24 protein-coding genes and 1 tRNA gene are annotated in these 21,529 nt (G+C 53.0%); 12 read left to right on the top strand and 13 right to left on the bottom strand.

Annotated elements, in window-relative coordinates:
- Positions 1–221: 221 nt before the first annotated feature.
- Together ACQ3G7_RS15235 and ACQ3G7_RS15240 are read right to left on the bottom strand one after the other, a co-directional pair.
- On the bottom strand, positions 222–1,655 hold the full coding sequence (locus ACQ3G7_RS15235) for a 6-phospho-beta-glucosidase (RefSeq protein ID WP_430890452.1): 1,434 nt from the start codon (positions 1,653–1,655) through the stop codon (positions 222–224).
- A 117-nt stretch (positions 1,656–1,772) separates the two neighbouring features.
- Entirely contained in the window at positions 1,773–2,501 is a 729-nt protein-coding gene (locus ACQ3G7_RS15240; protein ID WP_430890673.1) for a MurR/RpiR family transcriptional regulator, read from the bottom strand.
- A gap of 238 nt (positions 2,502–2,739) precedes the next feature.
- Here ACQ3G7_RS15240 and trhA point away from each other — a divergent pair, with 238 nt between their 5' ends.
- The gene (trhA, locus tag ACQ3G7_RS15245) at positions 2,740–3,399 is read left to right on the top strand and encodes a PAQR family membrane homeostasis protein TrhA (protein ID WP_263099398.1); all 660 of its coding nucleotides are present in this window, start codon (positions 2,740–2,742) and stop codon (positions 3,397–3,399) included.
- Between the two features lie 45 nt (positions 3,400–3,444).
- Here the strand turns inward: trhA and ygfZ are convergent, their stop codons facing one another.
- Positions 3,445–4,428, bottom strand: a complete 984-nt coding sequence (ygfZ, locus tag ACQ3G7_RS15250) for a tRNA-modifying protein YgfZ (RefSeq protein WP_430890453.1) — start codon at positions 4,426–4,428, stop codon at positions 3,445–3,447.
- A 248-nt stretch (positions 4,429–4,676) separates the two neighbouring features.
- Between ygfZ and sdhE the strand changes: the two genes are divergently transcribed.
- Together sdhE and ACQ3G7_RS15260 are read left to right on the top strand one after the other, a co-directional pair.
- The gene (sdhE, locus tag ACQ3G7_RS15255; protein WP_430890454.1) at positions 4,677–4,943 is read left to right on the top strand and encodes an FAD assembly factor SdhE; all 267 of its coding nucleotides are present in this window, start codon (positions 4,677–4,679) and stop codon (positions 4,941–4,943) included.
- Positions 4,924–5,340: a protein YgfX gene (locus ACQ3G7_RS15260; RefSeq protein WP_263099400.1), complete on the top strand. Its 417-nt coding sequence runs from the start codon at positions 4,924–4,926 to the stop codon at positions 5,338–5,340. The genes sdhE and ACQ3G7_RS15260 overlap by 20 nt, the downstream gene beginning before the upstream one ends.
- An 18-nt stretch (positions 5,341–5,358) precedes the next feature.
- Here ACQ3G7_RS15260 and fldB read toward each other — a convergent pair whose 3' ends face one another.
- A complete protein-coding gene (fldB, locus tag ACQ3G7_RS15265; protein ID WP_430890455.1) occupies positions 5,359–5,880 on the bottom strand; it encodes a flavodoxin FldB in 522 nt (173 codons plus the stop codon).
- Between the two features lie 98 nt (positions 5,881–5,978).
- Here fldB and xerD point away from each other — a divergent pair, with 98 nt between their 5' ends.
- From xerD to lysS, 5 genes are all read left to right on the top strand, one after another.
- Positions 5,979–6,875, top strand: a complete 897-nt coding sequence (gene xerD, locus ACQ3G7_RS15270; protein WP_430890456.1) for a site-specific tyrosine recombinase XerD — start codon at positions 5,979–5,981, stop codon at positions 6,873–6,875.
- A 23-nt stretch (positions 6,876–6,898) separates the two neighbouring features.
- On the top strand, positions 6,899–7,612 hold the full coding sequence (gene dsbC, locus ACQ3G7_RS15275; protein ID WP_430890457.1) for a bifunctional protein-disulfide isomerase/oxidoreductase DsbC: 714 nt from the start codon (positions 6,899–6,901) through the stop codon (positions 7,610–7,612).
- 5 nt (positions 7,613–7,617) lie between these two features.
- Positions 7,618–9,351 carry a single-stranded-DNA-specific exonuclease RecJ gene (recJ, locus tag ACQ3G7_RS15280; RefSeq protein ID WP_430890458.1) on the top strand — a complete coding sequence of 578 codons (1,734 nt, stop codon included), beginning with the start codon at positions 7,618–7,620 and terminating at the stop codon, positions 9,349–9,351.
- A gap of 91 nt (positions 9,352–9,442) precedes the next feature.
- Positions 9,443–10,541 (top strand): peptide chain release factor 2 gene (gene prfB / locus ACQ3G7_RS15285; RefSeq protein ID WP_263099404.1). Its coding sequence is split into 2 segments (ribosomal slippage): positions 9,443–9,517 and positions 9,519–10,541, totalling 1,098 coding nucleotides; the frame shifts between segments, so codons are not numbered across the junction.
- Between the two features lie 9 nt (positions 10,542–10,550).
- Positions 10,551–12,068: a lysine--tRNA ligase gene (lysS, locus tag ACQ3G7_RS15290; RefSeq protein ID WP_263099405.1), complete on the top strand. Its 1,518-nt coding sequence runs from the start codon at positions 10,551–10,553 to the stop codon at positions 12,066–12,068.
- A 48-nt stretch (positions 12,069–12,116) separates the two neighbouring features.
- On the opposite strand, the gene idi is transcribed toward lysS, so the two are convergent.
- The 4 genes from idi to ACQ3G7_RS15310 form a co-directional block, all read right to left on the bottom strand.
- Positions 12,117–12,674, bottom strand: coding sequence for an isopentenyl-diphosphate Delta-isomerase (gene idi, locus ACQ3G7_RS15295; RefSeq protein WP_430890459.1), 558 nt, complete (start codon positions 12,672–12,674; stop codon positions 12,117–12,119).
- A gap of 117 nt (positions 12,675–12,791) precedes the next feature.
- Entirely contained in the window at positions 12,792–13,508 is a 717-nt protein-coding gene (locus ACQ3G7_RS15300) for a DUF554 domain-containing protein (RefSeq protein ID WP_263099407.1), read from the bottom strand.
- A gap of 16 nt (positions 13,509–13,524) precedes the next feature.
- The gene (locus ACQ3G7_RS15305) at positions 13,525–14,112 is read right to left on the bottom strand and encodes a UbiX family flavin prenyltransferase (protein ID WP_430890460.1); all 588 of its coding nucleotides are present in this window, start codon (positions 14,110–14,112) and stop codon (positions 13,525–13,527) included.
- A gap of 10 nt (positions 14,113–14,122) precedes the next feature.
- Entirely contained in the window at positions 14,123–15,616 is a 1,494-nt protein-coding gene (locus tag ACQ3G7_RS15310; RefSeq protein WP_430890461.1) for a UbiD family decarboxylase, read from the bottom strand.
- A gap of 218 nt (positions 15,617–15,834) precedes the next feature.
- On the opposite strand from ACQ3G7_RS15310, the gene ACQ3G7_RS15315 reads away from it, so the two are divergent.
- Together ACQ3G7_RS15315 and actS are read left to right on the top strand one after the other, a co-directional pair.
- Positions 15,835–16,734 carry a LysR family transcriptional regulator gene (locus tag ACQ3G7_RS15315; RefSeq protein ID WP_430890462.1) on the top strand — a complete coding sequence of 300 codons (900 nt, stop codon included), beginning with the start codon at positions 15,835–15,837 and terminating at the stop codon, positions 16,732–16,734.
- 66 nt (positions 16,735–16,800) lie between these two features.
- Positions 16,801–17,544 (top strand): amidase activator ActS, encoded by a 744-nt coding sequence (gene actS / locus ACQ3G7_RS15320; protein ID WP_430890463.1) that lies wholly within the window; start codon positions 16,801–16,803, stop codon positions 17,542–17,544.
- 54 nt (positions 17,545–17,598) lie between these two features.
- On the opposite strand, the gene ACQ3G7_RS15325 is transcribed toward actS, so the two are convergent.
- Positions 17,599–18,015 carry a hypothetical protein gene (locus tag ACQ3G7_RS15325; RefSeq protein WP_430890464.1) on the bottom strand — a complete coding sequence of 139 codons (417 nt, stop codon included), beginning with the start codon at positions 18,013–18,015 and terminating at the stop codon, positions 17,599–17,601.
- A 303-nt stretch (positions 18,016–18,318) separates the two neighbouring features.
- On the opposite strand from ACQ3G7_RS15325, the gene ACQ3G7_RS15330 reads away from it, so the two are divergent.
- Positions 18,319–18,392, top strand: a tRNA-Gly gene (locus tag ACQ3G7_RS15330).
- Positions 18,393–18,542: 150 nt separating this feature from the next.
- On the opposite strand, the gene ACQ3G7_RS15335 is transcribed toward ACQ3G7_RS15330, so the two are convergent.
- The 4 genes from ACQ3G7_RS15335 to ACQ3G7_RS15350 all read right to left on the bottom strand — a co-directional run bounded on the left by ACQ3G7_RS15335 (position 18,543) and on the right by ACQ3G7_RS15350 (position 20,699).
- Positions 18,543–18,815, bottom strand: coding sequence for a hypothetical protein (locus ACQ3G7_RS15335; protein WP_263099413.1), 273 nt, complete (start codon positions 18,813–18,815; stop codon positions 18,543–18,545).
- Entirely contained in the window at positions 18,799–19,935 is a 1,137-nt protein-coding gene (locus ACQ3G7_RS15340; protein WP_430890465.1) for a PAAR domain-containing protein, read from the bottom strand. The genes ACQ3G7_RS15335 and ACQ3G7_RS15340 overlap by 17 nt, the downstream gene beginning before the upstream one ends.
- Before the next feature lie 58 nt (positions 19,936–19,993).
- Positions 19,994–20,407, bottom strand: a complete 414-nt coding sequence (locus tag ACQ3G7_RS15345; protein WP_430890466.1) for a hypothetical protein — start codon at positions 20,405–20,407, stop codon at positions 19,994–19,996.
- Positions 20,408–20,525: 118 nt separating this feature from the next.
- Positions 20,526–20,699 (bottom strand): hypothetical protein, encoded by a 174-nt coding sequence (locus ACQ3G7_RS15350; protein WP_430890467.1) that lies wholly within the window; start codon positions 20,697–20,699, stop codon positions 20,526–20,528.
- A gap of 378 nt (positions 20,700–21,077) precedes the next feature.
- Between ACQ3G7_RS15350 and arsR the strand changes: the two genes are divergently transcribed.
- Complete coding sequence (gene arsR / locus ACQ3G7_RS15355) at positions 21,078–21,431, top strand: As(III)-sensing metalloregulatory transcriptional repressor ArsR (protein ID WP_430890468.1); 354 nt, start codon at positions 21,078–21,080, stop codon at positions 21,429–21,431.
- Positions 21,432–21,529 lie beyond the last annotated feature (98 nt).

Raw genomic sequence — 21,529 nt, forward strand, 5'->3', positions numbered from 1 at the left:
AAGGATGTTAAAAAGTGTTCACCATGTCTCCGAACACCTGTCTACCATGTCTCCGGACCGTACATGGGGAGAGGGGCAGGGTGAGGGGAAAAGACAGTCATCTTCCGCGGACGATTTCCCTCTCCCCGCCAGGACATGAGGCCCGGTAAGGGAATATCATATGCTACCGATGCATCCCCTCTCCCCTGAGGGGAGAGGGTCAGGGTGAGGGGAAAACTGACTCAGATTGTTTCGCCGTTGCTCGCAATCACCGCTTTGTACCAGTTAAAACTCTTCTTCCGCGAGCGCGACATATCGCCCGTGCCATCATCATGCTTGTTCACGTAAATAAAGCCGTAACGTTTGCTGTACTGGCCCGTTGTGAACGACACGCAGTCGATGCATCCCCATGGGGTATAACCCATCAGGTCGACACCGTCATAGGTCACCGCTTCCACCATCTCTTTAACGTGCGCGCGCAGATAGTCGATACGATAATCGTCGTTAATACTGCCGTCGTCTTCGACTTTATCGTACGCACCAAAACCGTTTTCCACGATAAACAGCGGCTTCTGGTAACGCTCGTACAGTTCACACAGCGCATAACGCAGGCCTACCGGATCAATCTGCCAGCCCCAGTCAGATGCTTTCACATGCGGATTGGGTACGCTGCCCTGGAAACCGGACAGTGCATCACCGGAACCGCCTTCCGCTTTTACGGCATTGGTCATGTAATAGCTGAAACCGAGGTAATCGCAGCAGCCTTCACGCAGGATGGTTTCATCACCCGCTTCCATTTTGATCGTGAAACCGCGGCGCTCCCACTCATTCAGCACATACGACGGGTAGTAACCGCGCAATTGAACGTCGGTAAAGACATAACGTTCACGCATTGATTCCTGCGCATACATCACATCTTCTGGCTTACAGGAGAACGGATACAGCGGCACCATTGCCAGCATGCAGCCTATTTTCATGGATGGATTGATGCGATGACCAATTTTAACCGCCATGGCGCTGGCCACGAACTGGTGATGCAGCACCTGATACATGGTCTCTTCGGGGTTTTCATGATCGGTGTAGACCACGCCAGAGCAGCAGTAGCCGAACAGTGGCGCGCGCCAGTTGCGCTGGTTGTTGATTTCGTTGAAGGTCATCCAGTATTTGACCTTATTTTTGTAGCGCTCAAAGACCACTTCCGCAAAGCGTACAAAGAAATCAACCACTTTACGGTTCGTCCAGCCACCGTATTCCTGAACCAGATGCAGCGGCATTTCGAAGTGCGAGAGGGTAATTACCGGCTCAATGTTATATTTCAGCAGTTCATCGAACATGTCGTCGTAGAACGCTAACCCTTCCTCATTCGGCTGCTGTTCGTCGCCCTTCGGGAAAATACGCGTCCAGGCGATGGAGGTGCGGAAACACTTGAAGCCCATTTCGGCAAACAACTTGATGTCTTCTTTATAATGGCCGTGAAAATCGATGGCTTCATGGTTGGGGTAGTATTTCCCCGGCTCGACTTGCTGCGTGATTTCGCGTGGTACGCCGTGCGCGCCGCCGGTCAGCACGTCGCAGATGCTGGGGCCCTTGCCGCCCTTATTCCAGCCGCCTTCAACCTGGTGTGCGGCAACGGCGCCGCCCCATAAAAAGTCTTTCGGTAAGGTTAATTTTTTCATCTTTGCTCTTCTCATCATATTCACTGGTAACGAGTCTAACAAAGGGGAATTAAATGTCACGATATAACAAATCACCTGCTCCGGTAATTTGTTACATCAAAAAAACAGCCTGTTTTTTTATGCTATTTTCTTCGCCAGTTTTCTTCCCAGGGTTTCCAGAATATAAATTACCGGGATTTGCGTCGTAATATCGTAGCCGCCAGTAATGCGGGTCTGCGGAACATGCCAGGAGATATTAAAGTCCGCCAGTTTCGCCAGCCGTGAATGCTCATGACTGGTGACAGAGAGCACTTTGCAGTGATGCAGGCTGAACTGGCTGGCAAAACGCAGGATCTCTTCTGTCTCGCCGGAGACGGAGAGCACAATCGCCAGCGCGTTTTTCGCCATATCATTGGTCACCGGGAAATAAGGATCATCGATATGGTTACTGAATTTCCCGACATTAGAAAAGAAACGCGCGCCATATTTTGCTAACGCGCCTGATGTCCCTGCGCCGACAAATATAATACGCTCGGACGATAATATAACGTCAACAGCGTTATCGAGTAATTTATCAAACTCATCGTTATTCACCCCTTTAAAAAAGCTGATAATTTCGCTGGCGCCGAAATTAGGTTGTTGGGGTTCATTTTGTTCCAGATATAATTTAAAACGCACCCGGAACTCAGAATAACCTTCACAGTTGAGTTTGCGGCAAAAGCGCAACACCGTCGTTGTGGAGACGTCCGCCGCGTCGGCCAGTTCACGAATCGTCATGTACATCACTTTGTCACGATTCTTGACGACAAAGTTATAGACCATCATCTCCAGATTATTGAGGCTGGCGATGGCCGAGTGAGTAAACATCGTCACGGCGGTATCCTTTGCTTTTTGTTAACGCCACCCATTTTATGCGCGGTTGGCCTGGGCGTGAGCACATGCTGCCATAACTCTGTCGGTGTTGCCCCGACTTTTGCGCTACGTGTCACCCTGCGGGTGGCAAATATTCCGATACGATATTTATTTTAGCGTACAGGTGTGCACTGGAATCATTCTCAGTTACTCTATGATCGCAACGTTTTGAGAGTTCTTCCCGGAGTCAGCTATGGTGCAGAAACCATTAATCGCACAGGGATACACACTGGCAGAGGAAATTGCCAACAGCATCAGCCACGGTATCGGGCTGGTGTTTGGTATTGTTGGCCTGGTGCTGCTGCTGGTGCAGGCAGTGGACAGTAACGCCAGTACGATGGCCATCACCAGCTACAGTCTGTATGGCGGCAGCATGATTTTGCTGTTTCTCGCTTCGACGCTTTACCATGCTATTCCGCACCAACGGGCAAAGATATGGTTGAAGAAATTTGACCACTGCGCGATCTATTTGTTGATTGCCGGTACCTATACGCCGTTTCTGCTGGTCGGTCTGGATTCGCCGCTGGCGCGCGGGCTGATGATTGTCATCTGGAGCCTCGCGTTATTGGGGATCCTGTTTAAGCTCACTATTGCGCACCGGTTTAAGGTGTTGTCGCTGGTGACGTATCTGACAATGGGCTGGCTGTCACTGATTGTGATTTATCAGCTTGCCACCCGCTTGTCGGTTGGCGGCGTAACACTGCTGGCGGTGGGGGGACTGGTGTACTCGCTTGGCGTGATATTTTACGTCTGCAAGCGCATTCCTTATAACCACGCGATCTGGCACGGTTTTGTGCTTGGTGGCAGTGTCTGCCATTTCCTGGCGATCTATCTGTACGTCGGGCAGGTTTAGTCGACATTGCCGGGGGGCAATTGTGCCAGCCCCGGCTTCATCAAATTACTCTTCTGATAATGAGTAGGGCAGCGGTTCGATACTTAAAGTATTCGCATCGTCGCGAACGCGGAATACGCTGCCAGGCTCCATATCATTGTTCATCACGACCTGCACTAGCAGGCGGCCATCATCAAGCTGCACTGAAGCCAGCACGGTACCGGTGCGACGCCAGTTTTCCCCCATTTGCATTTCGAGGTCTTCACCGGCTTCCGGAGCGCGGCTGGCTTTGCCCGCCAGATACCACAGCGCGCGTTTGTTTGCGCCGCGGAATTTCGCACGAGCCACCATTTCCTGCCCGGTATAGCAGCCTTTTTTAAAGCTGATGCCGCCGAGCGCCTGCAGGTTGGTTGCCTGCGGAATAAACTGCGCGCTGTTTGGCGTATCGATAACCGGCAAACCAGCTTCGATATTCAGCGACAGCCATTGTTGGCTGTTATTCAGTTGCGCTTCGCCGCGCAGTTTCTCTGTGACGCGTTCGGCGGTTGCAACATCGGTCACCAGCAGAAAGCGCTCGGCAGGGTGGGCAAACCACAGGAGGGTGGTCGCACCATCCTGAACAACCTGTTTTTCCGCATCCGGCAGCGCCGCGAACAGGTCAGTCAGCGCTGCGCGCGCCTGGAAACCAGCCACACCCAGCAGCACGTGTTCGTCAGCGGGGGCTATCGTGACTTTTGAGAAGACGGCGTATTTTTTCAGCTCAGCCAACTGCGATTCACGCACGCTGCGGCGTAAAATCCAGGCAAATCCATCCTGGTAGTGGAACAACCGCATATTGCTCCACATTTTACCTTTAGAATCGCAGTGCGCCGCCAGCAGATGCTGTTCAGGGGGCATTTTCGCAACATCGGCGGTCACCTGGCCTTGCAGGTATTTTTCGCTGTCTGCGCCGGTGATGGTCGCCAGTGCCCAGTCATCGAGCGTCATAAGCGTCAGCGGCAGACGTGCGGATGCGGTCGGCTGGCGCGGAGGAAATGGAGTAAAAGCCATAATAATGTCCTGATTAGCTTAACGCTGTGTTGGTGCTTAATGGTAAAAGAGCCATTGTTCAATGCAAGCGATAAAGCACGCGTTTTGTGCCATTGTGAAAGCCTTGCGAGCGACTGCGCAGCGGAATGAAATTTTTGCAGACCATGCGATTTATTCCGTAAGCGTCCTCGTAAGGATAAATAATCCGCAAAAGAAAGCATAAAAACACGTTACAATAGGCCCCATCATGCCTACGCAGGGAGAAGAACATGGATATTAATAACAAAGCCCGTATCCACTGGGCGTGCCGCCGTGGAATGCGCGAACTCGATATCTCCATCATGCCTTTTTTTGAACATGAGTACGACACGCTGAGCGATGACGACAAGCAACTGTTTGTGCGCCTGCTGGAAAGCGATGACCCGGACTTATTTAACTGGCTGATGAATCATGGCAAACCCCAGGATGCGGGGTTGCAGAGAATGGTGCAGTTAATTCAAACACGGAATCGGGAACGTGGTCCTGTGGCAATCTGATTTACGCGTCTCATGGCGCGCGCAATGGCTCTCTTTACTGCTCCATGGTCTGGTGGCGGCGCTGATATTGCTGATGCCATGGCCATTGAGCTATACGCCGTTGTGGCTGTTATTGTTATCGCTGGTGGTTTTTGACTGCGTGCGCAGCCAACGGCGCATCAATGCCTGCCATGGCGAAATCAAACTGCTGATGGAGTCCCGTCTGCGCTGGCAGGGCGTTGAGTGGCATATTGTCGGCGCGCCATGGATGTTACGCAGCGGTATGATGCTGCGGTTGCGCCGCGAAGAAGACGGACGTCGCCAACATTTGTGGCTGGCGGCGGACAGCATGGATGCACAGGAGTGGCGCGATCTGCGCCGGATGCTCTCTCAAAAACCGGCGCAGGGGCTGCGTTAAGCGCGAGACGGTGCGTATTCAGGCGAACCGTTCCGCCATTTCCAGCAGGATCTGCTCGCACCAGGCCTGAATGCGCGTTTCACTCAGATCGTACTGGTTGGTTTCATCAAGCGCCAGGCCAACGAAAAGTTGGCCATCGGCGATGACCGGTTTCTTGCTGGTAAACTCGTAGCCCTCAGTTGGCCAATAGCCGATAAATGTCACGCCTTTGGGCGCCAGTTTGTCATGCAGCATGCCAAGCGCGTCGAGGAACCATTCGCCATAGCCGAGCTGGTCGCCCATCCCGTACAGCGCGATGATTTTTCCGTCGAGATGAAGGTCGTCAAGCTGATCCCAGATGGCTTCCCAGTCTTCCTGCAATTCGCCAAAATCCCAGGTGGGAATGCCGAGGATCAACGCATCGTACTGCTCCATCAGCGCAGGGGCGTCGTCTTTCAGGTTGTGCAACGTCACCAGTTCCGGCCCGATAACATCGCGAATTTTTTCCGCCGCCATTTCGGTGTAGCAGGTGCTGGAACCGTAAAACAGACCAATATTCATAACGTAAACTTCTCAATGCTTGATGTCTCTTTGCGAGCAGTGTACCAGAATCGTACGGCAATCAGGCATAATGCAGCGATTGAGAGAAGGAGGCGCAGATGGAACAGGATCTGGTACGCATTGAGCAGTTTCTGGATGCTCTCTGGCTTGAGAACAACCTGGCGGAAAATACCCTCAGCGCTTATCGTCGCGACCTGAAGAGCGTCGTCGAGTGGCTACACCACCGGGAAAGCAGCCTCGAACAGGCGCAACGCGAGGATTTACAGGCGATATTGGCGGAGCGCGTCGACGGGGGATATAAAGCGACCAGTTCGGCACGCTTACTGAGCGCCGTGCGGCGTTTTTTTCAGTACCTGTATCGTGAAAAAATTCGCAGCGACGACCCCAGCGCGTTACTGGCCTCACCAAAATTGCCTCAGCGCCTGCCCAAAGATTTAAGCGAAGCGCAGGTCGAACGGTTATTGCAGTCGCCGGTGGTTGACCAACCGCTGGAGTTACGCGATAAAGCGATGCTTGAAGTGCTCTACGCCACCGGCCTTCGTGTTTCTGAACTGGTGGGGTTAACGATGAGCGACATCAGCCTGCGTCAGGGGGTGTTGCGGGTAATCGGGAAAGGCAATAAAGAACGTCTGGTGCCGTTAGGCGAAGAAGCGGTTTACTGGGTGGAAAATTACCTTGAATATGGTCGTCCCTGGCTGCTTAACGGCGTATCGATAGATGTACTGTTTCCGAGCCAGCGCGCGCAACAGATGACACGACAGACGTTCTGGCACCGAATCAAGCACTATGCTCAACTGGCGGGCATTGATAGCGAGAAGCTGTCGCCGCACGTGTTGCGCCATGCGTTTGCCACGCATCTGCTCAACCACGGTGCGGATTTGCGCGTGGTGCAAATGTTACTGGGGCACCAGGATCTGTCGACAACGCAAATTTATACGCATGTGGCTACAGAGCGGCTGCGTAAGCTTCATCAACAGCATCACCCGCGGGCGTGATACTGACAATCTAAGGATGTGTTATGAAAAACGGTTTAATCATGTTCACCCTGGTGGCGGTGGCGTTTTCTGGTGCTGCTCATGCAGATGATGCGGCGATCAAACAGTCGCTGGCGAAACTGGGTGTGCAGAGCTCTGAAATCCTGCCCGCGCCGGTTGCCGGAATGAAAGCCGTGTTGACCAGTAGCGGTGTGCTGTATGTCACCGAAGACGGCAAACATATTATCCAGGGGCCGATGTACGACGTCAGCGGCGCGCAGCCGGTGAACGTCACTTCGCAAATGCTGATGCCGCACCTCAATGCGCTGGCAAAAGAGATGATCGTCTACAAAGCCCCGCAGGAAAAACATGTGATCACCGTCTTTACCGACATCACCTGTGGCTATTGCCAGAAGCTGCACAGCGAAATGGCTGACTACAACGCCTTAGGCATCACCGTGCGCTACCTCGCGTTTCCGCGCCAGGGGATCGGGAGCGAAGCCGAGAAAGATATGAAAGCAGTCTGGTGCGCCAAAGATCGTAACAAAGCTTTTGATGATGCCATGAGCGGCAAAGGCGTTAAACCGACCAGCTGCGATATGGATATCGCCAATCACTACGCGCTGGGCGTGCAGTTTGGCGTGAACGGTACGCCGGCGGTTGTGCTGAACGATGGCTATGTTGTGCCGGGGTATCAGGCACCTGCTGAGATGAAAGCGTTTCTCGACCAACATCAAAAAGCCACTGGCGGTAAGTAATTCGCGTGAAAGCTCAGATACAACTTCGCCGCCGCGTAGTCGATGACGCGGTGGAACTGGCGGAGTCACTTCCGCCTCTGCTGCGCCGGTTATACGCCAGCCGCGGCGTGCGGCATGACCGCGAACTGGAGCGTAGCGTCAAAGGCATGTTGCCGTGGCATCAGCTTAATGGCATTGACGATGCGGTAACGCATTTATACAACGCATTGCGCGAAGGGCTGCGGATTATTGTCGTCGGCGACTTTGACGCCGATGGCGCAACCAGCACGGCCTTAAGCGTGCTGGCGCTGCGTTCTCTGGGGTGCGAAAACGTTAGCTACCTGGTGCCAAACCGCTTTGACGATGGTTATGGTCTTAGCCCGGAAGTTGTCGATCAGGCTCATGCACGTGGCGCGCAGCTTATTTTGACCGTCGATAACGGTATTTCGTCCCATGCTGGCGTTGAGCGGGCGCATGCGCTGGGCATTCCGGTGATTGTGACCGATCACCACTTGCCGGGTGAAACCTTGCCCGAGGCAGAAGCCATTGTTAACCCTAACCTGCGTGACTGTGATTTCCCGTCGAAATCGCTGGCGGGGGTGGGCGTGGCGTTTTATTTGATGCTGGCGTTGCGCAGTTTTCTGCGTGATAACGGCTGGTTTGACGCGCGCGGTCTGGCAATGCCAAACCTTGCCGAGTTGCTTGACCTGGTGGCATTGGGTACGGTGGCGGACGTGGTGCCGCTGGACGCCAATAACCGCATCCTGACCTGGCAAGGGCTGAGCCGCATCCGCGCCGGGCGCTGCCGTCCCGGTATCAAGGCGCTGCTGGAAGTCGCTAATCGCGACGCGCAAAAACTGGCGGCCAGCGATCTCGGTTTTGCGCTGGGGCCGCGCCTGAATGCGGCCGGTCGGCTGGACGATATGTCTGTCGGTGTGGCGCTGCTGCTGTGCGATAACCTCGGCGAGGCGCGCCAGCTTGCCAATGATTTGGATGCGCTGAACCAGACGCGCAAAGAGATTGAACAGGGTATGCAGGCTGAAGCACTCACGCTGTGCGAGAAACTTGAACGCAGTCTCGAGACGCTACCTGGCGGGCTGGCAATGTACCATCCTGAGTGGCACCAGGGCGTTGTGGGTATTCTTGCGTCGCGTATCAAAGAGCGTTTTCACCGCCCGGTTATCGCCTTTGCCCCCGCGGGCGACGGCGTGTTGAAAGGGTCGGGGCGTTCTATTCAGGGCTTGCACATGCGCGATGCGCTGGAGCGGCTGGATATGTTATTCCCTGGCATGATGCTGAAATTCGGCGGCCATGCGATGGCGGCGGGTTTAACCCTGGAAGAGGGGCGCTTTGACGAGTTTCGGCAGCGCTTTGGCGAACTGGTCACCGAGTGGCTGGATCCGGCGTTATTGCAGGGCGAAATTGTTTCTGATGGGCCGTTGGCGGCGCAAGAGATGACGCTGGAAATCGCCGAGATGCTGCGTGAAGCCGGTCCGTGGGGGCAGATGTTCCCGGAACCGCTCTTCGACGGTGAGTTTCGCCTGTTGCAGCAGCGGCTGGTGGGGGAACGCCATCTGAAGGTGATGCTGGAACCCGTTGGCGGCGGCCCGTTACTGGACGGTATCGCGTTTAACGTGGATACCACCTGCTGGCCGGACAATGGCGTGCGGCAGGTGAATATTGCTTATAAACTTGATGTTAACGAGTTTCGCGGCAACCGTAGCGTACAGTTGATTATCGAAAACCTCTGGCCAATTTAGCGCCAGTATTCGCTACAAAAAAGGGCGTGGATCCGGTAAACTCCCGCCCTTATCACCGCATTTTGACAAGTCCATTAAAAGAAATCAGACCATGTTTGAAATTAACCCGGTAAAAAATCGTATTCAGGACCTCACGGAGCGCTCCGACGTTCTTAGGGGGTATCTTTGACTATGACGCCAAGAAAGAGCGTCTGGAAGAAGTAAACGCCGAGCTGGAGCAGCCGGACGTATGGAATGAGCCTGAGCGCGCACAGGCGCTGGGCAAAGAGCGTTCTTCACTCGAAGCCATTGTTGATACGCTCGATCAGATGAGTCAGGGGCTGGAAGATGTTACCGGCTTGCTGGATCTCGCTGTTGAAGCTGACGATGAAGAGACCTTCAACGAAGCTGTCGCTGAACTGGATGGGCTGGAAGAGAAACTGGCGCAACTGGAGTTCCGCCGCATGTTCTCCGGCGAGTATGACAGCGCCGACTGCTACCTTGATATTCAGGCGGGTTCCGGCGGCACCGAAGCGCAGGACTGGGCAAGCATGCTGCTGCGCATGTATCTGCGCTGGGCCGAAGCGCGCGGCTTCAAAACGGAAGTGATTGAAGAGTCCGAAGGTGAAGTTGCCGGTATCAAATCTGTCACCATTAAGATCATGGGCGATTACGCCTACGGTTGGCTGCGTACGGAAACCGGCGTTCATCGTCTGGTGCGTAAAAGTCCGTTTGACTCCGGCGGTCGCCGTCATACCTCGTTCAGCTCTGCGTTTGTCTACCCGGAAGTGGAAGACGATATCGATATCGAAATCAACCCGGCGGACCTGCGTATCGACGTGTATCGCGCATCCGGCGCGGGCGGTCAGCACGTTAACCGTACTGAATCAGCCGTACGTATTACCCATATTCCGACCGGGCTGGTAACACAGTGCCAGAACGACCGTTCCCAGCATAAGAACAAAGACCAGGCCATGAAGCAGATGAAAGCGAAGCTTTATGAGCTGGAGATGCAGAAGAAAAATGCTGAGAAGCAGGCGATGGAAGACACCAAGTCCGACATCGGCTGGGGTAGCCAGATTCGTTCTTATGTCCTGGATGATTCCCGCATCAAAGATCTGCGCACCGGGGTTGAAACCCGCAACACGCAGGCGGTGCTGGACGGCAGCCTGGATCAATTTATTGAAGCAAGTTTGAAAGCAGGGTTATGAGGAACCAACATGTCTGAACAACAAGCACAGGGCGCTGACGCGGCAGTTGAACTTAATAATGAACTGAAAAATCGCCGTGAGAAGCTGGCGCAACTGCGTGAGCAGGGCGTGCCGTTCCCGAATGATTTCCGTCGCGACCAGACCTCTGACAAGCTGCACGCTGAATTCGATGCCAAAGAGAACGAAGAGCTGGAAGAGCTCGGTATCGAAGTGGCGGTTGCCGGTCGTATGATGACCCGTCGCATTATGGGTAAAGCCTCTTTCGTGACGTTGCAGGACGTTGGCGGCCGCATCCAGCTGTACGTTGCGCGCGACGATCTGGCGGAAGGCGTTTATAACGAACAGTTCAAGAAATGGGACCTCGGCGACATCCTCGGCGCACGCGGCAAGCTGTTCAAAACCAAGACTGGCGAACTCTCTATTCACTGCACCGAGCTGCGTCTGCTGACCAAAGCGCTGCGTCCGCTGCCGGATAAATTCCACGGTTTGCAGGATCAGGAAGCGCGTTACCGTCAGCGTTACCTCGATCTGATTGCGAACGACGAATCCCGTAACACCTTCAAGGTGCGTTCACAGATCCTGGCCGGTATTCGTCAGTTCATGGTTGGCCGCGACTTTATGGAAGTGGAAACCCCAATGATGCAGGTGATCCCTGGCGGTGCGTCTGCGCGTCCGTTTATCACGCATCATAATGCGCTGGATCTGGATATGTATCTGCGCATCGCGCCGGAGCTCTACCTCAAGCGTCTGGTGGTAGGCGGTTTTGAGCGCGTGTTCGAAATCAACCGTAACTTCCGTAACGAAGGCATCTCCGTGCGCCATAACCCTGAGTTCACCATGATGGAACTCTATATGGCGTATGCGGATTATAAAGATCTGATCGAGCTGACCGAGTCGCTGTTCCGCACCCTGGCGCAGAACATCCTTGGTAAGACCGAAGTGCCGTACGGCGACGAAGTTTTCGATTTTGGCAAGCCGTTCGAAAAACTGACCATGCGCGAAGCGATCAAAAAGTACCGTCCGGAAACCAATATGGCGGATCTGGATAACTTCGACAGCGCGAAAGCCATTGCTGATAGCATCGGTATCAAGGTTGAGAAGAGCTGGGGTCTGGGCCGTATCGTGACCGAAATCTTCGAAGAAGTGGCCGAAGCGCACCTGATTCAGCCGACCTTCATTACCGAGTACCCGGCGGAAGTTTCCCCGCTGGCGCGCCGTAACGACGTGAACCCGGAAATCACCGACCGTTTTGAATTCTTCATTGGTGGTCGTGAAATCGGTAACGGCTTTAGCGAGCTGAATGACGCGGAAGATCAGGCGCAGCGCTTTGCTGACCAGGTTGCAGCGAAAGATGCTGGCGACGACGAAGCGATGTTCTATGACGAAGATTACGTGACGGCGCTGGAACATGGTTTGCCGCCGACGGCAGGTCTGGGGATTGGTATCGACCGCATGGTTATGCTGTTCACCAACAGCCACACCATTCGTGACGTGATCCTGTTCCCGGCAATGCGTCCGGTAAAATAATCGCTCAGCGATAAAAAAAGCCCCGGCGTTGATCGCGTCGGGGCTTTTTTATTGCTGCAATCTGGCGGCAAATTGGCGGAGATTATCGCGTCCTTCACCGGGCGACGCTTCGCTTACCATCCACGGACTGAAGGCCCATGGCGTTGCGTCCAGCCCCTGTAATATGGCATCGAGGTCGACCCATTGATACGCCATGACTTCATCGGGGTTGGCGACGACGTCACCGTCAATCCGCGCGGCATAAACCGGGCATACTTCGTTTTCGACGATGCCGGATGGATCGGTTTCACGGTAACGAAAACCGGGATGGATGGCGGTAATGCTATCGACGCTGGCACCAATTTCGAAATGGCAGCGGCGAAGAATCGCCTGTTCATCGGATTCACCCAGTTGCGGATGACCACACACTGAGTTGGTCCAGACACCGGGCCAGGCTTTTTTGCTCAGTGAGCGACGGGTGATCAGAAGCTGGCCCTGCCGATTGAAAACCCAGCATGAAAAAGCCAGATGTAATGGGGTGTGGGAAGTATGTGCGGCGTATTTCTCCTGAGTGCCAGTCACCTCTCCCTGGTGATTAACCAAAATGACGTGTTCTTGTAGACCCATAACGACTCCAGTACTGAGAACGCCGGATGGCGCTGCGCTTACTGCGGACTGCGGGAGGGCGATCCCACGGGTCCGGTAAGCGCAGCGCCACCGTGCGAACACTATTATACCTGACTATCAGGCAAACAGTTTTGCCCAGAGAGCGGAAAAGGGCATCACCAGTACCAGACCGGGAAGCATATTCGCCACCGGGAAGGGTTTGATATTACAAATGCGCAGCCCGGTTGCCACCATAATCAGGCCGCCAGCACAGGAGAAATCGCCCATCATATCTGGCGTTATCATATGCACGATGTAGACCGCCAGCGTTGCCAGCGCGACCTGTACGGCAATCAGCGGCAGACCGATGGTCATCACCGAAAAGCCCAGCATGGTGGCGAAAATGGCGGCGGTGAACAGATCCAGCACCGTTTTGATATACAAAATGGACGGATCGCCGGTCATCCCTTCATGCATGGCGCCGAAAATCCCCGTTCCGCTGGCGCAGAACAGCACCAGGATCGCGACGAATTTTTCCGTAAATTCATCGTGGGTTAACCCCTGTACTGGCGGGAAAATCCGGTTGATCAAGCCACGGGTAGTGCCTGCCGCTCTGCCAATCTGTTTTTCAAAGAAGAAGGCTTCGCCAATCACTGCCCCCAGCACCATTGCCAGCACCACCGCCGGCATAAATTTCACTTTAATTACCAGGTTGATGCCGAGCCCAACCGAGCACAAACCAAACGTTAGCGGCAACGCCACTTTGACCCGATCGGGGATGCGGGTGCCAACCAGTGAACCCAGCAGACCGCCGACAATCACTGCGGCGCCGTTCACATAAGGACCGATTAACATAATGTTTCCTGAAAGATTACGCGTTATGGGTAAGGTGTCCCTCGCCCCAGCGCGGGAGGTTTTTTACATCAATACCAAACAGATCCAGTGCGCGACTGACGCTGTGGGTAATGATCTCATCTGTGGTTTGCGGGCGCTGATACAGCGCCGGAACCGGCGGGAAAATAATCCCGCCCATTTCCGTAACGGCCTGCATATTGCGAATGTGCCCGAGATTCAGCGGTGTTTCGCGCGCCAACAGCACCAAACGACGGCGCTCTTTCAGCACCACATCGGCGGCGCGGGTTAGCAAGTTATCCGTCAGGCAGTTTGCAATGGAACCCAGCGAACGCATGGAACAGGGCGCGATAAGCATGCCCATGGTCTTAAACGATCCGCTGGAGATAGCTGCGCCGAGATTGCCGATAGGGTGGACCACATCCGCCATCGCCCTCACGTCGTCAAGCCGGTAATCCGTCTCCAGCTCGCAGGTTTTTTCCGCCCCTTTCGAGATAACTAAATGGACTTCGAGATCCTGCGCGCGTAAAAGCTCAAGTGCTTTCACGCCATACTGAAAACCGGAAGCGCCGCTAATACCGACAATGATGCGTTGCGTTGTGGTCACACCTTTCCCCTTACTCGAAATCCGGCAGGAAACGTTTCACATCCACCTCTTTGAACTTCGAACGTTCAAAGTGGCTTTTCAGATGGAACGGCACTGTGCAGTCAAAAATGGTTTTGCAGGACATCCCCTGCTGCAGAATGCTTGGGCTGTAAGCCGGGATCTGCGACGGATCAAGCGGATGGCAACGCACGCCAGGGATCGTCACGGTATCCACATCACCCTGATAACGCGTCTGCATGGCCCACAGCACATCGTCGCTGTCGAAAATATCCACGTCTTCGTCGACCAGAATCACGTGTTTCAGCTCCGGGAACGCAGAGAATGCCAGCAGCGCGGCCTGACGCTGGCGGCCTTCATCTGCAGGGGAGAATTTTTTGAATTGCATCACCGCCAGCAGCTTGCCGCCGCCTGCTGAGTGCGCAAACACATTAAGCAGTTTGCCCGGCATTGCACGGCCAACCATATCCAGAATGCTGGCTTCGGTCGGGATACCCGCCATGTTGACATGTTCTTCACCCGGGCCCACGGTCGTGCGCCAGATAGGGTTGTAGCGATGGGTTACCGCTTTCACCTTGATGACCGGCAGTGCTTCTTTCGCTTCGCCGGTATAACCCGGGAATTCCGGCATCGCTTTACCGGTATCGGTGTTCTGATCTTCACGCAGACGCACGTTAGGCAGCAGCTCGCCTTCGATAACGATCTCTGCGTGCGCAATCGCGCGTTCGTTGATGGTTTTACATTGCACCATTTCGACTGCGTGACCGCGCAGCGCCCCGGCAACGCTCAGCTCGTCATAGCCCAGCGGTGTGGTTGGCGGTTCAAAGCAGGCGGCAATTTCGATTGCCGGATCGACGCCAATGCTGATGGAGATCGGCAGCGGTTTACCTGCCGCTTCGGCTTTCATGCGGAATGCATCAATATGACGGCCCGGAGTGAGCCACATCGACAATTCATCGCGGCTCTGAACGCACAGGCGGTGAATGGTGATATCGGATTCATGGGTTTCCGGATCGGAGGCGTAGCACAGACCCATGGTGATGTACGGACCGGCATCTTCTTCGGTGTTGGTCGGTGCTGGCAGCAACTTGCGCAGATCGAAATTCGCGTCGCTGGCAAGGTGCACCACTTGCTGGCAAACAGCGTGGTCTTTGCTGAGAACCGGTGGGATCGGGTTCTGTACGGAATCTTTCAGCAGATGGCCGAGTTTTTCCGGTTCGCAGTTAAGGAAATGGCTGACGCGTTTACGTGAACCATTCAGGCCAATCGCCACACTGATGTCCTGAAAGCCTTTCACTTTGTTAAACACCATCACCGGGCCGTTCTTACGTGTCGGACGCTGGCAGGTACCGCCTGCGCCTACGTAGCGGTAAACACCGGAGAGTTCTGCGTGCGGGTCAACTTCGGTGTCGGTTTCGACATATTCGCCGGGAAGTGTTTTTAATAATTCAAGAGCAGAGCGTAAATCGGAAACGCCGCTGACATTATTATTTTTTCTGGTTGACATGGTCTGTTCCATTTTTTGATAGGAATTTACTTGCTGTGCTCACCTTATTTTTATGTTGCCGATTAAACAAATACCGTTTTCCTGATTCAGACCAGATCAAAAAAGTACTCTTTATATAATTGTTAATTTAACGTTGGTGAATTGATTAAAATCGCGGACTTTTCCTTTGCCACGCTAAGTGGGATACTGGGCATTCGGGTATGGCGGAGAGATGTCGTATGGATTTGAAAAGATTGCGTTATTTTTGTCGCGTGGTGGAGCAGGGCTCAGTAAGCCAGGCGGCGAAAGTGCTGAATATGGCGCAGCCTCCGCTCAGTAAACGGATCCAGGAACTGGAAGAAGAGCTGCAAGTTTCGTTGTTTACCCGTCAGGGAAATCGTATTGAACCTACCGAAGCCGGTTATTTTCTTTATCGTAAAGCCTGTGAAATATTACGCCAGGTGGAAGATACTGCACGCGAAACGGTGGCGATTGCCAATAAAGAGAAATTCCAGTTAAGACTTGGCTTAACGCATCTTTTTCAATCCTATTTTAAGCCGTTGTTGCTGGAGCTTTATAAACGCCATCCCGACGCGGAAATTAATATCTCGGTCACCGATTCCAGCCATTTAGAAACCATGTTGAATGAAGGCACTATCGATCTGGCGATGATTCAGCGACCCTATCGCAGCGAAGGTTTTGATTATGTCTCGTTCGATCCCGTTCGGTTAGTGGCGGTGATCAGTAAGCAGTGTTTGCCACAAGCTCCCGTCAGCCCGTTTGATTATCAGGCATTGGCGGCGTTTCCACTGGTGCTGTTACACCGGGCGAAAGATGCCGGAACCTATGAAATGCTGATCGATTTATTTCGTAAAGCGGGCGGCAATCCGAAGGTGATTATGCATATTACCCAGCCAGGCGTGATTCTTGAGTGGCTGGAGTCCGGCCTTGCGGCGGCGACGCTGTTGCCTTCTTCAGAAGTCGACGCCAGTAAGCTGTCGCAATGTCACGTGGTGGATGTTTTCCCTTCGCCGCAGGTCTTTTATCCGGCGTTGGTGAAGATGCCAGCCATGCCCTATCTGCCGGAAATTATGGAAATCATTGCCCAGGGATACCCGATTCCGCGTCATCCGGCGTGAAAGGGTTGGCATCACATCGGTGGCTGCTTATCATAGGTCGCCTTTTATTTTATTCGAGGAACTGTTTTGCGTGCAGGACGCCTGATGATAAACCCGTTGCGCAGGGTGATGTGCCTGGCAATTATATTGCTGATGGCTGGCTGCGCCGGGAATAAATCCTCTGTTGGCAGTTATTCCGGCGGCGTTTATACGGTGAAGCGGGGCGATACCCTGTACCGTATTTCCCGGATAACCGGCACCAGTATTAAAGATCTGGCTGGCATGAACGGCCTTTCACCGCCCTATACCATTGAAGTGGGGCAGCAGTTAAAAGTGAAAGGCGCCTCGAAAACGGCCTCTTCCTCGGGTAAAGGCAGCGGCAAAACGGCGAAAGTCGTGCCCTCTTCTGCGGTGCCGCAATCTTCCTGGCCGCCGGTTGGCGACCGTTGCTGGCGCTGGCCGACAACCGGCAAAGTGGTCATGACCTATTCCACCTCGGAAGGCGGTAATAAAGGGATCGATATTGCCGGTTCGCGCGGGCAACCGATTTATGCCGCCGGGGCCGGGAAAGTGGTGTATGTCGGCAACCAACTGCGCGGTTACGGCAATTTAATCATGATTAAGCACAGTGAAGATTACATCACGGCTTATGCCCATAACGACACGTTACTGGTGAATAACGGGCAGAGTGTGAAAGCGGGACAGAAGATTGCCACCATGGGCAGCAGCGATACGGATTCGGTCAAGCTGCACTTCCAGTTGCGTTATCGCGCGACGGCTATCGATCCGCTGCGTTATTTACCTCCGCAGGGTAGCCCACCGAAATGTTAATAAGGCACGCTAACAGGCGCTGACTGGCCTGTTAGCGCGTTATTACGCCGCGAATTAATAATTTTGCGTATCCTGGCCGTTAAAGATATTTTCCTGGCTGGTCGATAATTTACCGTTGCTGTAGTGCGTGTCCTGGCCGCCAAAAATATTGGCGCGGCTGGTTGAGCTCTCGCCATTACTGTATTGCGTGTCCTGGCCGTCAAAAATGTTCGCGCGGCTGGTTGAACTGCTGCCATCGCTGTTTTTCACATCCTGACCGCCAAAGATATTGGCGCGGCTGGTTGACGTTCTGCCGTCGCTGTATTGGACATCCTGCCCGCCGAAGATATTGGCCCGACTGCTTGAGGTAGTACCATTGTCGTAGCGGCAATCCTGCCCGCCAAAAATGTTTTCCAGGCAACTGTCCGCCAGTGCACTATTGACGGAACCTGACAGCAAAACCCAGCCTACAAATATTGCCTTAACGTTCATCCTTTTCCCCAACCAATACGTGGTGACTACGCAGGATATGCTATTCCTCGCAAAGCGAAGCGGGAGGTGCTGTTGTCCTAATTCCTGTCAATTTAGCCTGGGAAACGCAAAGAATAACGGGCGACGGTGCGGCGCGGAGAGGATGCCTTCGCGAACCCGGGCTTCAGCGGTGTCGATGTTCTGGTTGCCAAAATGGGGAGGTGTTTAAGCCGTGAAGATTAACTGCTTAAAACTCCAGCGGTTATCAGCAAACTCGCCTTGCTCTGTCGCCGTAACGGGTTATAATGCCACTCGCACCTCACCGCGGGCGTAGTTCAATGGTAGAACGAGAGCTTCCCAAGCTCTATACGAGGGTTCGATTCCCTTCGCCCGCTCCAGATCTCTCCCCTTGTGGCAAAACTTCGATAAAACTCGTTTTTCTATCAACAACCTACTTAACATAAGTTGTCGTGATCGTTCTACCATTGAACGACTATTGTCTAAAATCAGGAGAGAAGGAAAGGCTGGAGACTTCCAGCCTTTGGCGGTCATCTCACCTTTTTGAAGATAAGTAGGATCAGAGGTACACCGATCACGAAACCATAAATTGCTGCATCAAAAACACCGTTTGTAGCTTGAGCAAGTGAATCAACAGCTTGGTAGTACTCCTTTAATGGAACAGGGTCTGAGACAAGAGTCTGATTTTCAGAGAAAACCGCGAATGCTTGCGAGGCAACAAACAGTCCGAGGAAGTAACCCAAGCTAACAATGAAAATCCCTCCCCATCGGAGAATGGTTTTAGTTCTACTCGTCAACGCCATAAGATCCACCTAATACGCCACCAAAAGTGCCGCTGGAATACTGTGATAATGAATCGCCAGTAGCGGCGGCTTCGGCTGCAATGTGTTGAACTTTCCCTTTTGGCGACTCTTGGTAGCGCGGTAGATTGTCCTTGTTGGGATACATCTTTTTAAACTCGTCCGTCATTTCAACGACTGTCATTGATGAGAAGTCAGAGCTTTTTGACTCAAGATAACGCTGCAATGAGACGGGGATTGTGAAATCTTCCTCGGATTCGATAGGAATCTGCGTCGTGAGGGATGTGTAGTTGTGCTCGAATACCGTTGAACCAGCAAATTTGATCCCTTCAACAGAGTGAGTGGTACAGTTATTTCCTGTTACGTCATACTCATCGATTGTGTGGCCTCTTCGTTGGGTCGTTTCTTTCATTTCCGATGTGCGAATCGCTGGTTCACCCTTGTTCCAAAGATGTTCAAAGAACTGTCTCGTTTTTGCCGGGTCAGCGTCATCTATTCGAAACGCCCTTGCGCCCATCCGGTACAGTTCTACTCTATAGTAAACCCTCGCATCTTCACCTTGCAGAAAGTTTAAAATCCCATCACCAGTTAAATTCCCTGGGCCTGTCCTGCCGTACCGACCATAGGTATAGAGATAAATCGAATTATTCTGATGTACGGATACAAAGGCGTGCCCTGCATCCGTGGTTTCAGTCCAGATGTAAACGCCGTTCAATAGCTTGTTATCTTCTGGCTTGCAGGTATCAGCAAAGCTGTTTTGCTTGTTCGCTACCAGTGCGTGTTGCACTGGCTCTACAGGCGCTATAGCCCACGAAGGCTTATTTACCTCGACAGTACCTGGTGCAATGAGGAAGTTTGATCCGCTCGGACACCCACAAAGGATCTCTGCACCATCCACCGCAACAGCAGCTCCATTTGAGTGACGGTGATCGCCAGTAATAATCACCCCCTCTTTTCCGCATTTTGGGCAGGGGGTGGTCTTATCGCCAATGTAGAGTTTCAACTTACCCATAACAGACATACCTGGGCGGGCGGCAATGCATTGTGCGCCTGTAGAAGTTTTATCTCCGTGCAGACCAACATTCTTACCGTGAACAGTGCAACCTCGGTTTACCGATGCCATAGTAACCGCCTTATTTCAGAAAGTTAGCAGGTAACGTTTCCCCGGCCCGGACCACTCTTCATACATTTCCCTGTGGGCTACTGATAATTTCGTCGCCGTTGTCGAGTGAGCTACCGACAAGAGCTGCTGAGTCCCCAGAGGTATTACCTACTCCAGTGCTGATTTTCGCGGTGGTTCCATCTGGATAACGAACTTCATCACCCACAAGAGAGACATTTAGTCGTTTACCGTCCTCAATTTCGATCTGCTGCCCGTTGTATTCACTGAAAACCGTCCCCCCGTCGCGTGTCAAACTGCCTTCTGTAGCAACCAGATAAGCGGCTGTAACTGGATGAGCGAGGTTGTAGGCGTTTCTTTCAGCGATCAGGCTACGGGCTTCTTCGTTCATTTCCGCGAGCTGTTCGGTTGTGAATGGTGACTGGTCAAAGGCTGCCAGCATTTCGGCGGTAAGTTCATTGGTGTACTGTTTCATAAGTCCCTTTACTTGTTATTGAAATAATCACGGCGGTCATTTTACAAACAATAACCACACACGCAACAAGTATTAGGCCTAAGTGAAACTGCGTTTCGTCACAATCAGAAAGCGGAAATTACTCCTCCTCAAATGTTCGGGTGTATTTGCACAGTTCGGACGGTCTGATCGTCACTATCTCTGTAAAGTTGGCGTTGTCTGTCTCCTGTTCGTCACTAAGGATCAGGGTTATCTTTCCGGCATGCGCATGTAGGCTGATTAGCGCCAGCGTCAGCACAAATAAGCGTTTCATGTTGATCACCATTCTAAAGAAAACTCCTCTGTTAAATCGTCCTGCACGTCCTGACCATACTCGTAAAGACTTCCCAGGCACGTTAGCCAGTTCTGCACAGTTTGAGGGGCTTTCTTGTCCTGCTGATTGATAAACATCGCTACTTGTGACCGTCTGATCTCCGTAATCTGAATGTCTGCACGGTCAAGCGAGGCAAGAAACACCTCAACTCACACAGCAGCACGTTTAGCTGTGTGGGGCAGTCTATCAACGGCTCGGCAGCCTATGGATTGTCCGTGGCGATTCAATATTTCCCTCCCTAAACACATATGATTTTTCGAATGTGTTGATTGCTTTTATTCATTTGCAGCGTATTCTGTCTCCCTGTGATCAGGAGGCATGATGTCACTTACTTCTCTGCAACTTTTCAAAAATCTCTCCGATGAAACTCGTCTGGGGATCGTTCTACTGCTCAGAGAGATGGGCGAGTTGTGCGTGTGCGATCTCTGTGCCGCACTGGATCAATCGCAACCCAAGATATCCCGTCATCTGGCCATGCTCCGGGAAAGCGGGTTATTGCTGGATCGCAAGCAGGGAAAATGGGTGCATTATCGCTTATCTCCGCATATTCCTTCGTGGGCCGCTCAGGTTATTGAGCACGCCTGGTTAAGCCAACAGGACAACGTACAGGCCATCGCCCGCAAGCTGGCATCGGCAAACTGCTCGGGTAGCGGCAAGGCTGCTTGCATCTAAAATTTGCCTTAACATATATGATTTTTCGAATGTGAATTGTGAAGATGAAAACGTTAACGATGTTTGAGCCTGCGATGAGCTGCAGTACTGGCGTCTGA

It is taken from the genome of Kosakonia sp. N21 (genome assembly GCF_050587465.1).
In the GTDB taxonomy this organism is placed as follows: Bacteria; Pseudomonadota; Gammaproteobacteria; order Enterobacterales; family Enterobacteriaceae.

Coding starts and splice junctions, on each gene's coding strand:
- arsR (WP_430890468.1), top strand. CDS start 21,078: ATGATGTCACTTACTTCTCTGCAACTTTTCAAAAATCTCTCCGATGAA.
- sdhE (WP_430890454.1), top strand. CDS start 4,677: ATGGATATTAATAACAAAGCCCGTATCCACTGGGCGTGCCGCCGTGGA.
- fldB (WP_430890455.1), bottom strand. CDS start 5,880: ATGAATATTGGTCTGTTTTACGGTTCCAGCACCTGCTACACCGAAATG.
- ACQ3G7_RS15350 (WP_430890467.1), bottom strand. CDS start 20,699: ATGAAACGCTTATTTGTGCTGACGCTGGCGCTAATCAGCCTACATGCG.
- lysS (WP_263099405.1), top strand. CDS start 10,551: ATGTCTGAACAACAAGCACAGGGCGCTGACGCGGCAGTTGAACTTAAT.
- ACQ3G7_RS15315 (WP_430890462.1), top strand. CDS start 15,835: ATGGATTTGAAAAGATTGCGTTATTTTTGTCGCGTGGTGGAGCAGGGC.
- ACQ3G7_RS15340 (WP_430890465.1), bottom strand. CDS start 19,935: ATGGCATCGGTAAACCGAGGTTGCACTGTTCACGGTAAGAATGTTGGT.
- trhA (WP_263099398.1), top strand. CDS start 2,740: ATGGTGCAGAAACCATTAATCGCACAGGGATACACACTGGCAGAGGAA.
- xerD (WP_430890456.1), top strand. CDS start 5,979: ATGGAACAGGATCTGGTACGCATTGAGCAGTTTCTGGATGCTCTCTGG.
- ACQ3G7_RS15345 (WP_430890466.1), bottom strand. CDS start 20,407: ATGAAACAGTACACCAATGAACTTACCGCCGAAATGCTGGCAGCCTTT.
- ACQ3G7_RS15335 (WP_263099413.1), bottom strand. CDS start 18,815: ATGGCGTTGACGAGTAGAACTAAAACCATTCTCCGATGGGGAGGGATT.
- ACQ3G7_RS15235 (WP_430890452.1), bottom strand. CDS start 1,655: ATGAAAAAATTAACCTTACCGAAAGACTTTTTATGGGGCGGCGCCGTT.
- idi (WP_430890459.1), bottom strand. CDS start 12,674: ATGGGTCTACAAGAACACGTCATTTTGGTTAATCACCAGGGAGAGGTG.
- ACQ3G7_RS15325 (WP_430890464.1), bottom strand. CDS start 18,015: ATGAACGTTAAGGCAATATTTGTAGGCTGGGTTTTGCTGTCAGGTTCC.
- ACQ3G7_RS15310 (WP_430890461.1), bottom strand. CDS start 15,616: ATGTCAACCAGAAAAAATAATAATGTCAGCGGCGTTTCCGATTTACGC.
- dsbC (WP_430890457.1), top strand. CDS start 6,899: ATGAAAAACGGTTTAATCATGTTCACCCTGGTGGCGGTGGCGTTTTCT.
- ygfZ (WP_430890453.1), bottom strand. CDS start 4,428: ATGGCTTTTACTCCATTTCCTCCGCGCCAGCCGACCGCATCCGCACGT.
- ACQ3G7_RS15300 (WP_263099407.1), bottom strand. CDS start 13,508: ATGTTAATCGGTCCTTATGTGAACGGCGCCGCAGTGATTGTCGGCGGT.
- ACQ3G7_RS15240 (WP_430890673.1), bottom strand. CDS start 2,501: ATGTTTACTCACTCGGCCATCGCCAGCCTCAATAATCTGGAGATGATG.